The 10,873-nt window shown below is 72.1% G+C and carries 8 protein-coding genes; 3 read left to right on the top strand and 5 right to left on the bottom strand.

The annotated features are described in order from the left end of the window. From ACPYOM_RS03525 to ACPYOM_RS03515, 3 genes are all read right to left on the bottom strand, one after another. Positions 1 to 4,409: PKD domain-containing protein (locus ACPYOM_RS03525; RefSeq protein WP_481344901.1), on the bottom strand; the 4,409-nt coding region annotated here is incomplete at its 3' end. 79 nt (positions 4,410 to 4,488) lie between these two features. After that, positions 4,489 to 6,084: a dolichyl-phosphate-mannose--protein mannosyltransferase gene (locus ACPYOM_RS03520; RefSeq protein WP_481343531.1), complete on the bottom strand. Its 1,596-nt coding sequence runs from the start codon at positions 6,082 to 6,084 to the stop codon at positions 4,489 to 4,491. A gap of 44 nt (positions 6,085 to 6,128) precedes the next feature. Continuing rightward, positions 6,129 to 6,965: a CPBP family intramembrane glutamic endopeptidase gene (locus ACPYOM_RS03515; protein WP_481344900.1), complete on the bottom strand. Its 837-nt coding sequence runs from the start codon at positions 6,963 to 6,965 to the stop codon at positions 6,129 to 6,131. A gap of 68 nt (positions 6,966 to 7,033) precedes the next feature. Here ACPYOM_RS03515 and ACPYOM_RS03510 point away from each other — a divergent pair, with 68 nt between their 5' ends. Together ACPYOM_RS03510 and ACPYOM_RS03505 are read left to right on the top strand one after the other, a co-directional pair. Then, positions 7,034 to 7,771: a dienelactone hydrolase family protein gene (locus ACPYOM_RS03510; RefSeq protein ID WP_481344899.1), complete on the top strand. Its 738-nt coding sequence runs from the start codon at positions 7,034 to 7,036 to the stop codon at positions 7,769 to 7,771. Positions 7,772 to 7,854: 83 nt separating this feature from the next. Then, positions 7,855 to 8,238, top strand: coding sequence for a hypothetical protein (locus ACPYOM_RS03505; RefSeq protein ID WP_481343535.1), 384 nt, complete (start codon positions 7,855 to 7,857; stop codon positions 8,236 to 8,238). Between the two features lie 398 nt (positions 8,239 to 8,636). On the opposite strand, the gene ACPYOM_RS03500 is transcribed toward ACPYOM_RS03505, so the two are convergent. Further along, positions 8,637 to 9,248, bottom strand: a complete 612-nt coding sequence (locus ACPYOM_RS03500; RefSeq protein ID WP_481344898.1) for a DinB family protein — start codon at positions 9,246 to 9,248, stop codon at positions 8,637 to 8,639. After that, the gene (locus ACPYOM_RS03495; protein ID WP_481344897.1) at positions 9,245 to 9,832 is read right to left on the bottom strand and encodes a DinB family protein; all 588 of its coding nucleotides are present in this window, start codon (positions 9,830 to 9,832) and stop codon (positions 9,245 to 9,247) included. The genes ACPYOM_RS03500 and ACPYOM_RS03495 overlap by 4 nt, the downstream gene beginning before the upstream one ends. Before the next feature lie 61 nt (positions 9,833 to 9,893). Between ACPYOM_RS03495 and ACPYOM_RS03490 the strand changes: the two genes are divergently transcribed. Further along, the gene (locus tag ACPYOM_RS03490) at positions 9,894 to 10,871 is read left to right on the top strand and encodes a helix-turn-helix transcriptional regulator (RefSeq protein ID WP_481344896.1); all 978 of its coding nucleotides are present in this window, start codon (positions 9,894 to 9,896) and stop codon (positions 10,869 to 10,871) included. Positions 10,872 to 10,873 lie beyond the last annotated feature (2 nt).

Below are 10,873 nucleotides of genomic sequence, written 5' to 3'. Positions count from 1 at the left end.
GTGACGGTGTAGCTGCCGGCGGTCGTGTAGCTGTGCGTCGCGGTGGCCGAGGTGGAGGTGCCGGTGATGGTGCCGTCACCGAAGTCGAAGGCGTAGGACAGGGTCTGCCCCTGCGGGTCCGTGGAGGCCGACGCGTCGGCGGTGACCGAGACGGGCGCGGTGCCGCTGGACGGGGTCACGGACAACGAGGCCGTCGGCGGCCGGATCGCCGCGGAGACACTGACCGTCTTCTGCGCGGTCGCGGTCAGGCCGGACGAGTTGGTGACGGTGACCGTGACGGTGTAGCTGCCGGCGGTCGTGTAGCTGTGCGTCGCGGTGGCCGAGGTGGAGGTGCCGGTGATGGTGCCGTCACCGAAGTCGAAGGCGTACGACAGCGTCTGCCCCTGCGGGTCCGTGGAGGCCGAGGCGTCGGCGGTGACCGCGAGCGGTGCGGTGCCGCTCGACGGGCTGACGGACAGGGCGGCGGACGGCGCGCGGGGCGGTGGCGGCGGTGCCGACACCAGCACCGACTTCTGGTCGGTGGCGGTCAGGCCGGAGGTGTTGGTGACCGTGACGACGACTGAGTAGCTCCCGGCCGAGGCGTACGTGTGCGTCGCCGTGGCTGTCGTCGACGCGGGCACCGTGGTGCCGTCACCGAAGTCGAAGGCGTACGACAGGGTCTGCCCCTGCGGGTCGGTCGACGCCGAGGCGTCGGCCGTGACGGCCAGCGGCGCGGTGCCGCTCGACGGTGTCAGGCTCAGCGATGCCGTCGGCGCCTTGAGCGGCGGGGGCGGAGTTGCGACGCTGACCGTCTTGTGGTCGCTCGACGCCAGGCCCGACGTGTTCCGCACCGTCACGGTGAGTGTGTAGCTGCCCGCCTCGGTGTAGGTGTGCGTCGCCGTCGCGCTCGCCGACGCCGGCGCCGTGGCGCCGTCACCGAAGTCGAACGCGTACGACAGCGTCTGCCCCTGCGGGTCGGTCGAGGCCGACGCGTCGGCCGTGACGGCCAGCGGTGCCGTGCCCGTCGAGGGGCTCACGGCCAGCGAGGCGACCGGTGGCTGGACCGGTGGTGGCGGTGCCGTGACCGCCACGGTCTTGGCCGCGCTGTCGCTGAGGCCGGAGGTGTTCGTCACGGTGACGGTGACCGTGTAGCTCCCGGCCGAGGCGTACGTGTGGGTGGCGGTCGAGGTCGTCGACGCGGGCACCGTCGTGCCGTCACCGAAGTCGAACGCGTACGAGAGCGTCTGGCCCTGCGGGTCGGTGGAGGCCGACGCGTCGGCGGTCAGGGCCAGCGGGGCCGTCCCGCTCGACGGCGTGGCCGTCAGCGACGCCGACGGCGGCTGGACGACGGGCGGTGACGTGACGCCGACCGTCGCGGTCGTGGAGCTGCTGAGGCCGCTGCTGTTGCGCACGGTGACCTTCGCCGTGAACGTGCCGACGGTGGTGAAGACGTGGGTCGCGGTGGGCGAGGCCTGAGCGGCCAGCGTCGTACCGTCACCGAAGTCGAACGCGTAGCTCAGGCTCTGGCCCTGCGGGTCGCGCGAGGCCGACGCGTCGGCGGTGACCGACAGCGGGGCGGTGCCGTTGGCCGGCGTCATGACGAGGCTGGCGGTCGGCGGCTGCACCGGTGGCGGCGGTGCGGCGACGGCGACCGAGCCGCTCGCGGTGCCCACGAGCCCGGAGGTGTTCCGGGCGGTCACGGTGACCGTGTAGGTGCCGGCGGACTGGTAGGTGTGGGCTGCGGTGGGGGACGACTGCGCGGGCAGGGTCGTGCCGTCACCGAAGTCGAACGCGTACGAGAGGGTCTGGCCCTGCGGGTCGGTCGACGCGGAGGCGTCGGCGCTGACGGCGAGCGGAGCCGTACCGCTGGTCGGGCTCAGCGTCAGCCGCGCGACCGGTGGCTGGACCGGTGGCGGCACGTCGGGCTGGAACTCGTACGCGCCGAGGTCGTCGTAGAGCCGCGGCCCGGCCGCGAAGGTGTTGGCGACGTTGGGGTCGCGGACGCGGGGGTAGCCGAGGATGTCGGTGGCCTGGGCTCCGGGCACGCCGCTGTCGCCGCGGTCGATGGCCGGCGACCCCTCGCGCAGCGAGAGGTCCCACGTGCCGACGTTGCTGAACTTGGCGTCCGCCTGGACGCCGGCGGCCTCCTGCCCGGAGGCAGCGCGCATCGCGGTCAGGCTCGTGTACGTCGTGCCCCAGGCGTACATGACGCCGCTCTTGCTGAGGTAGACGAGGTTGTGGTCGACGAGCGTGCTGTTCTGGGCGCCGTCCCAGACGCCGATGTTGCCCGCGCGGCGCGCGCACGCGATGCCGGCATAGGCCGGGTAGACGGCGTTGTCGACGGCGATGTTGTTGGCGATCTGGTAGCTGCCCGCGGACGTGCCCTCGAGGTTGATGCCGGTGGTGCAGTTGCGGTACACGGTGTTGCCCACGATGGTCCCGCCGGTGACGTTGAGGTTGTCGATGCCGTGGTCGCCGTTGTTGTACGTGACGTTGAGGGTGACGAGGTTGTTGTTGCCGCCGGTGTAGAGCTGGATGCCCGTGTCCTCGTTGTCGTGGGTGACGTTCCTCGAGATGACGTTGCCCGGGCTCGTGACGTTGATGCCGTTGGCGTTGCGCTGCCAGCCCTGGGCGTTGAAGCTCGACTGGTTGTTGGTCACGGTGTTCCCGGTCGAGGTGTTCGTGACGTAGATGCCGGTGTCGCTGTTGTGGTTGGTGTTGTTGTCGGCGACGAGCGAGCTGTTCGTCGCGCGGATGCTGATGCCGGGTGCGGTCGCCCCCTGGGCCTGTCGCCCCGTGTTGGTGACGGTGTTGCCGCGGATGGTGACGTGGTCGCTCTTGGTCACGTAGATGCCGTCGCCCGTCGTTCCCGTGAAGGTGAGGTTGGACAGCTCGATGTAGCTCCTCGTCGACAGGTACGCGCCGTTGGTCACGCCGGTGCCGATGACGGGGCTGCGGCCCGGCCAGCTCGTGATGGTGATCGGCGCGCTCGCGGTGCCCGACACCGACGGCTTGACCGTCTCCGCGTAGGTGCCGTCACCGATGTAGAGCGCGTTGCCGGCCTGCAGCCGGCTGACGCCCTTGGTGATCGTGCAGAACGGCGTGCTCGACGTGCCGTTGCCCGAGTCGGTGCAGACGGGGCTGGTCTTGTCGACGTAGTAGTCGGTCGCCACGGGCAGGACCGGCGGCGTGCCGATGACGAACTCGTCCATGACGCTTCCCGCGACGCAGGCCATGTCCTCCTTCGTCGTCGACTCGTCGCACACGGCCTGCAGCTTGAGGCCGGTCGACCCGACGTCGACGCGCAGGTGGGACAGGTGGAAGGCCCGGAACGCGGTGCGCGGGTCGGTGCTGGTCCACGGCGTCTCGAGCGACGACGGCGCGCCGACGGTGACGTGCGTGACGCCCTGGATCGGCTGGAAGCGCTCGTAGTCGTGGGAGTGGCCGTTGATGTTGAGGACGTACTTGCTGTAGGACTGCCCGAACCCGTCGAGGATCGAGGCGATGCCCGCTTCGCCGGGGTGGTAGCCGGTCGAGTAGGCGGGCCGGTGGCCGTACGTGACGATGTACTTGATGGTGGGGTCGTCCTGCGCCTGCCGCATCAGGGGTCCGGCCTTGGACTGCCAGTCGCTCCAGGCACCCGTCCAGGGTTCGGGGTAGGCGATGAACCGGACCGGACCGGCGTCGAACCAGCCCCAGTCGTTGCCGCCGGCGGAGATGGCCGGCGACCCGGGGGAGGCGGCCGCGTTCGGCATGAGGAGCCGGCCCTTGTAGTTGCGCAGGTCGTCCGAGCCGGCCACGTCGTACTCGTGGTTGCCCCAGGCAGGCATGTACGCCACGCGGGTGCTCCAGCGCATGACGTCGTTGAAGTGCTGGTGCACGGCGTCCATCGTCGTGCCGTTGGCGTACGTCAGGTCGCCGACCATGAGCACGAACGACGGGTCGTCGGAGGTGATGTTGTCGAGGGTCGCCCCCAGCTTGGAGAAGTTGACGGTGTCGCCGACGTCACCGATGGCATCGAACCGGAAGCTCGAGGTCGGCGGCGCGTGGAAGGTGTAGTCGGGTCCGCCGCCGATCGAGTAGTGGTAGGTCGTGCCCGGCACGATGCCGTCCAGCTCGAGCTGCCAGAAGGGCCCGGGGGAGTCCCACGGCGTCCATCCGGGGGCCACGCCGGTCGCGGTCTGCCCGTACGTGCTGCTGGTGCCCCACCGCACGTCGTTCGCGCTGCCGCGCCAGTCGAGGGCGACCGACGTCGACCCGGTGAAGGTGTAGTGCACCTCGTCCACCGAACCGGCGGCCCAGCCGGGCTGCATCGGTCCCCCCACGAGGAGCGCCAGCGCGGCGACGATGGCGGGCGGCAGCAGGCGGGCGAGCCACCGTCCCCGCCGGTGCCGGTTCAGGGCAGGAGACGCTGACGACCCCGGGTTCATGGGCTGACGGTAGGTCCGGCCACGAGGGCGGTCGACCCGCCCACGGACGAGCCGTGACTACGTCAGCGGCTGTAGCCCCTCAGACCCAGCTCGGGAACCACATCCGGGCCTGCCACTCCGTCAGCGGGATGACGTCGGCGACGTAGATCGGGTGGAAGAACGCGAACAGGGCCATCGTCAGGAGGACGAACCCGCCGATGACGCCCAGACCGACGCGTCGACGCGTGACGGACGCCTCGCGCCCGCCCATGACCATCCCGAGGACGTACACGCAGGCGAGGACGACCCATGGCACGAACGCGACCTCGTAGAAGGAGTAGATCGTGCGGTTGCCGAGGAAGAACCACGGCAGGTAGCCCGAGAAGAGGCCGCAGAGCACGGCGCCGGCCCGCCAGTCGCGACGCAGGGCCCACATGAACAGCAGGACGAGAATCGCGACCGTCGCCGTCCACCAGATCGACACGGTGCCGATCGAGGTGATGGCCTTGCTGCACTGGTCGACGAGGCAGCCGTCCGAGCCCTTCTTCGGGCCCTCGTAGTAGAACGACGTGGGCCGGCCCTGGATGAGCCAGGACCAGGGGTTGGTCTGGTACGGGTGCGAGGACGTGATCGCCTGGGTCGAGGCGTACATCTGCTGGTGGTAGGCCCACAGCGAGCGCCACCAGTCCGGCAGCCACGCGTACCGGGTGTCGGGGTTCGTGGCGCCCCACGTGCGGAACGAACCGCCCTGCGTGAGGATCCAGCCCGTCCAGCTGCCGACGTAGGTGAGCACCGCCGTCACGACGAGCTGGACGAACGCGAACGGGCCGTCCTTGACCAGCGCCCCGACCCCCCAGCCGCGGACACCGGCCGCGCGGCGGGCGCCGACGTCCCAGAGGACGGTGAGCAGGCCGAACCCGACGAGGAAGTAGAGGCCGGACCACTTGGTGCCGGCCGAGAGCCCGAGCATGACGCCGGCGACCCAGCGCCAGGGCCGCCAGCCGAGCCAGGGGCCGAGCCATGACGTCGCGGCACGCGGCCGGTCACCCACCTTGCGCGCCAGCACCTCCCGCGCCCGGTCCCGGTCGAGGAGCAGCGCCCCGAAGGCGGCGAGCCCGAAGAACATGACGAAGATGTCGAGCAGGCCGGTGCGGGAGTGGACGAAGTGGTGCCCCTCGAAGGCGAGCAGCGCTGCCGCGACGGTGCCGAGCAGGTCGGAGCGGAAGAGCCGTCTCGCAATACGTCCGAGCATGAAGATCGAGATGGTGCCGGCGAGGGCCACGGCGAAGCGCCAGCCGAAGGAGTTGAGGATGCCGAAGGGGACCTCGCCCCAGCCGATGAGCCACTTGCCGACCGGCGGGTGCACGACGAAGTCGCCCTCGGTGCCGTAGACCATCGGGTCGTTGGCGGTGAAGTGCTGGTCGACCTGGTTGGCCTGCTGCAGCACGTCGTCGTTCTTCATCTCGAACCAGAACAGGACCATCGACCAGCCCTGCTTGACGTAGTACGTCTCGTCGAACACGAGCTGGTGCGGCGCCCCGACGTGCCAGAAGCGCATGAAGCCGCCGACGAGCGTGAAGAACAGCGGTCCGGCCCAGCCGAGCCAGGCGATGCGTCCGGCGACACGTCGCCTCAGGCGGAAGTCGTCGGCCGGGTCCCCGAGCAGGCGGACGCGCACCTGTCGGGTCGAGTTCATGCGCGCCATCGTATGCAGTGCCCCTGGGTGCGACGGGCCGGGAGTCAGAGGGAGATGCCGCGGGCGCGGAGCACCGAGTACCCGACGAAGGCGACGACGTCGAGGACCGTGTGGCACACGACGAGGGGCATGACGCGCCGGGTCCGGACGAAGACGAGGCCGAGGAGCAGGCCCATGGCGATGTTGCCGACGAACCCGCCGAAGCCCTGGTAGAGGTGGTAGGTGCCGCGGGTCACGGCGGAGGCGGCGATGACGAGGGGCCAGGCCCACCCGACCTGGCGCCACCGGGTGAAGAGGTAGCCGACCATGACGACCTCCTCGAGCACGGCGTTGCCGACGGCGGCGAGCACGAGCACCGGCCCGGACCACCACACGGCCTCGAGGTTGGCGGCCGACACGGTCGTGTTGACCCCGAGCGCGCGGGCGAGGAGGTAGAGACCGAGGCCGGGGACGCCGATGACGGCGGCGAGGCCGACACCGCGGAGCAGGTCGCGCCGGGGCTCGGTGCGGTCGAGCCCGAGGAACCGGGCGGCCCGGACCGCGGGAGCCGGGCGGCGCACGTGGTCGAGCAGGTAGAGGGCGAGGACCACGGGCACGAGCGGCAGCAGGATGTTGGCCAGCTGGTAGGCGAGGTCGAGCCAGGGCCGGTCCGGCGTGGCCGACTGGTTCATCGCGGTCGTCTGCTGCGACAGCGGCACGGCCCGGGTCAGCTTCTCGATGATCGACAGCACGGCGTACACAGCCGACGACCCGAGGCTGACGCCGAGGACGAGGAGGGTCTCGCGCCGCAGCCCGTGTCGCGCAACGGGGTCGTCGACGGTGACCGGGTCCCAGGGCGAGGGGCGCGAGAGCAACCGCGTCAGGAGGCCCGGGGTCGACATGGCGTCACTGTAGCCACGCAGCAGCTGCGGTCGGAGGGCACGACGCGGTGCGCGGGTACGGTCAGCGCGTGGCGTTGCTCTCCGGCTGGCAGCGCGGCGAGCACGCCGCGGACGGGTTCACCCATCCCGTCTACGAGCGCGGCTCAGGGCCGGGCATCGTCCTCGTGCACGAGAGCCCCGGCCTCACGCCGGAGGTCGTCGAGCTCGGCGACCAGCTGGCCGGTGACGGCTTCACCGTGGCGATGCCGCACCTGTTCGGCTCCGCGCACGCCCCGCCGCGCACGTGGGAGGCCGTCCGCGTCGTGCCACGGCTGTGCGTGACGCGCGAGTTCACCATGGTCGCGGTGGGCCGCACCGCGCCGCTCGCCGGTTGGCTGCGCAGCCTCGCCCGCGACCTGCACGCACGCGCCGGCGGCGTCGGCGTGGGCGCTCTGGGCATGTGCGTCACCGGCGGCTTCGCGCTCGCGATGATGGTCGACCCCGTCGTCGTGGCGCCCGTCGTCGCCCAGCCCGCCGTGCCGCTGCCGCTCGGGCCGCGGCGGGCGGCCGACCTCAACCTCGGGGCCTCCGACCTCGCGGCCGTCCGACGCCGGGTCGCGGACGGGTGCCCGGTGCTCGGCCTGCGCTACCGCGGCGACTGGGTCACCGGGACGCGCTTCGACACGCTGCGGCGCGAGCTGGGTGAGGGCTTCCTCGCGGTCGAGCTGGACGGCGCGGGGCACTCCACGCTCACCGACCACCGGCACCCCGAGGCGGTCGCCGCGGTGCGCCGTTTCTTCCGCGAGCGACTGCTCGAGATCCACTGAGCCGCAGCCATCTTCGTGGCTTCATTCGTGGTGGTGTCGAAATGCGCTGGCTCCCTTGGTGACTCGCGTCTAGCGTCGTCGTCATGACGACCTCGCCCCTGCGCCGCGCCCTGCGCGACCGCCTCACCACCGCCATGCGCGAGCGTGACCGGGACCTCGTGTCGGCGCTGCGGTCGACGCTCGCCGCCCTCGACAACGCGGAGGCCGTGCCGCTCCGCGACGCGTCCGGGGTCGGGCGGCCCCTCACCTCGTCCGAGCACGTGGCCGGCGCGGCCATCGGCGTCGGGGCGGCCGAGGTCGAGCGCCGGGTGCTCGGGCGCGGCGACGAGCGAGCGGTCGTCGCCGACGAGGTCGCGGGCCTGCGCGAGGCGGCGGGGCACCGGCGTCGGGCGGGCGACACGTCCGGTGCGGAGGTCGCGGAGGCGGCGGCCCGGCTGCTCGAGGGCGTCCTGGCGTCCGCCGGCTGACGCGGCGACGCCGCCACCCCGAGGCCCGCCCTCGGCCGTCCACAGGCGCCGGGGGACAACCTGTGCACATAGCAGCTCCGGGTGTGGACGAGCGTCGCCATGCTGTGGACGACACGCGATCGTCCTGTGTACCGGGACTTTCTTGCACGAAAACCCTTGTGGGACAGCCTCGTACCGGATAGAAATCTCTCACGCCCTCCTCCGGGAGAGCGGGACGGGACGGGGACGATGGTCCGTACGGTGGGGTGACCCACTGCGCCAGCCGGGTGACGGGGCTGGTGGGACCAGAGGAACCGAGCCGTCGGCCGGGAGCGTCACCACGACCGGTCGCCCAGAAGGGCCCTTGGGACTCATACTCCCAAGGGCCCTTCGCCTGTCGCTGGCTCGGCTCTCCCGGCTCAGGCCTGCGTCGCCACCGGGGGACGCCACGGCTTGAGCCACGGCGTGTCCGGCCAGCCCTCGCGCCCGGCGACGAGCTCGTACATCGTCGCGCCGTCGATGGACTCCCGGACGATGTCGGCGTGCCCGGCGTGGCGGGCGAGCTCCTCGACCAGGTGCAGCGCCACCCAACGCACGGACCACGCCTCCAGGTCCCGGGGGAACCACGGCGCGTCCCGCGGCACGGGGACCGCGGCGTCGAGGTCGGCGGTGCGCAGCACCTCGCGCGTCACGTCGCCCTGGGCGGCGAGGGCGGCGAGGAGCGAGTCGAGGGTGTCGGAGTCGGTGACGCGGAAGTCGTCGCCCCAGGCCGCGGCCTGCTCCTCGACCGAGGCGTCGGGCGGTGCCGGGGCCCCGGGCGCCGCGGCGATGCGCTCGACCCAGCCGCGTTCGCACCTCGTGACGTGCTTGACGAGTCCCCCGATCGACAGGGTTCCGGCGGTGGGGGTGAGGCGGATCTGCTCCTCGGTCAGGCCGTAGGCGGCCGAGGCGAAGGCGTCGCGCTGCTGGTCGATGTAGGCGATGAGGCCGTGTGACGGTCGGAGGGTGCGGGTCGGTGGGTGCCGGGTCAAGCGGTGCGGTGGGCCCAGAGGTCGCGCAGCAGGGCGATCTCCGCGCCGTGGTGGATCAGCTCGCGGTTGATGTGCAGCACGAGGGTGGCGCGCGACGCGTCCGCGAACAAGCCCTCCGCGGGGCCGCACGGCTCGGTCAGCCCCTCGGCGCCCCAGCTGCGCACGCCGTCGAACCAGGCGGCGTAGGCACTGTCGAGCTGGGCGAGGGCCTGGTCGGCCGTCGCGGCGTAGTCGAAGGTGAAGTAGTCGGCCTCGGGCGCCCCGAAGTGGTTGTGGGCCCGGGCGCCGAGCACCCCGACGACGATGTGGGCCAGGCGCCAGGCGATCGTCGTCACCGGCGTCGGCTCGGGGGCGGGGTAGGCCCAGTCGATCGTCATCGCGCCGCTGCCGCCCTGGATCTCGGTGCTGCCCTCGCCGCGCCGGTGGACGTTCCAGGCGCCCGGGACCGGCTCCCAGAAGTACTCGTCGTCGGTCAGGCCCTCGAAGCGGGCGCGCAGCTGGTTCTTCCAGTGCCAGTCGGCCTGCTCGACGAGGGTCTCGTTCCAGTCGATGGTCGTGCTGGTCGTGCGTGTCGTCCGTGTCATGGCTCGATCGTCGCAGGCATATAGGACAGGAACTGTCCTGAGTGAATGGCAGACTCCGACCATGTCCACGACGAGCGACGGCAACGGCACGACCGCCCGCGTGCTCCGGCTGCTCGACCTGCTCCAGAGCCGGCCGGTCTGGAGCGGCACCGAGCTGGCCGAGCGCCTCGGCGTGACGACCCGCAGCGTGCGGCGCGACGTCGACCGCCTGCGCGAGCTCGGCTATCCCGTCAACGCGGCGCACGGCGCGGGCGGCGGCTACCAGCTCGGGGCCGGGCGCCGGCTGCCGCCGCTGCTGCTCGACGACGACGAGGCCGTCGCCATCGCCGTGTGCCTGCGGCTCGCGGCGGGCGGCACCGTCGAGGGCCTCGGCGAGGCCGCCGTGCGCACGCTGGCCAAGCTCGACCAGGTGCTTCCGGGCCGGCTGCGCTCGCAGGTCGAGGCCATCCACGAGGCCACCGTGACGCTCGACAGCACGACCTCACCGGTCGACGCGTCGACGCTCCTCGTGCTCGCGCGGGCCTGCCGCGAGACCGAGCGGGTCAGGTTCGCCTACGACGGTCCGCGCGGGGCGGGCGAGCGGACCGTCGAGCCCTACCGCCTCGTCGCCACCGGCCGTCGCTGGTACCTGCTCGCCTACGACCTCGACCGGCAGGACTGGCGCACCTTCCGGCTCGACCGGATCAGCGGCCCCGAGGCCCGCGGCTGGCGCTTCAAGCCCCGGGACGACGCCCCCGACGCCGCGGAGCACGTGCGTCGGTCGATCTCCCGCGGCGCCTACGACCACGTCTGCCGCGTCCGCATCCATGCGTCGAAGTCCGTGGTGGAGCAGCAGATCCCGCCGTCGGTCGGCACCGTGACGGCCGACGGCCGCGCGCACTGCATCCTCGAGGCCGGCGGCAACCACCTCGGCTGGATGGCGATGCACCTGGCCGTGCTCCCGTGGGAGATGACGGTGCTCGACCCGCCCGAGCTGCGGGACGTTATGCGGGAGCAGGCCGAGCGCCTGCTCCGGGCCGCGGGCAGCACAGTCGGCTGACG

Source organism: Monashia sp. HAY1-2A (assembly GCF_056755315.1).
Note: the sequence above shows the minus strand (reverse complement) of the source record. Positions and strands in the feature narration are given on the sequence as shown.

Bases quoted from the DNA above. Each gene is read 5' to 3' on its own strand.
- ACPYOM_RS03505 (WP_481343535.1), top strand. From the start codon at position 7,855: ATGACGACCTCGCCCCTGCGCCGCGCCCTGCGCGACCGCCTCACCACC.
- ACPYOM_RS03495 (WP_481344897.1), bottom strand. From the start codon at position 9,832: ATGACACGGACGACACGCACGACCAGCACGACCATCGACTGGAACGAG.
- ACPYOM_RS03490 (WP_481344896.1), top strand. From the start codon at position 9,894: ATGTCCACGACGAGCGACGGCAACGGCACGACCGCCCGCGTGCTCCGG.
- ACPYOM_RS03515 (WP_481344900.1), bottom strand. From the start codon at position 6,965: ATGTCGACCCCGGGCCTCCTGACGCGGTTGCTCTCGCGCCCCTCGCCC.
- ACPYOM_RS03520 (WP_481343531.1), bottom strand. From the start codon at position 6,084: ATGAACTCGACCCGACAGGTGCGCGTCCGCCTGCTCGGGGACCCGGCC.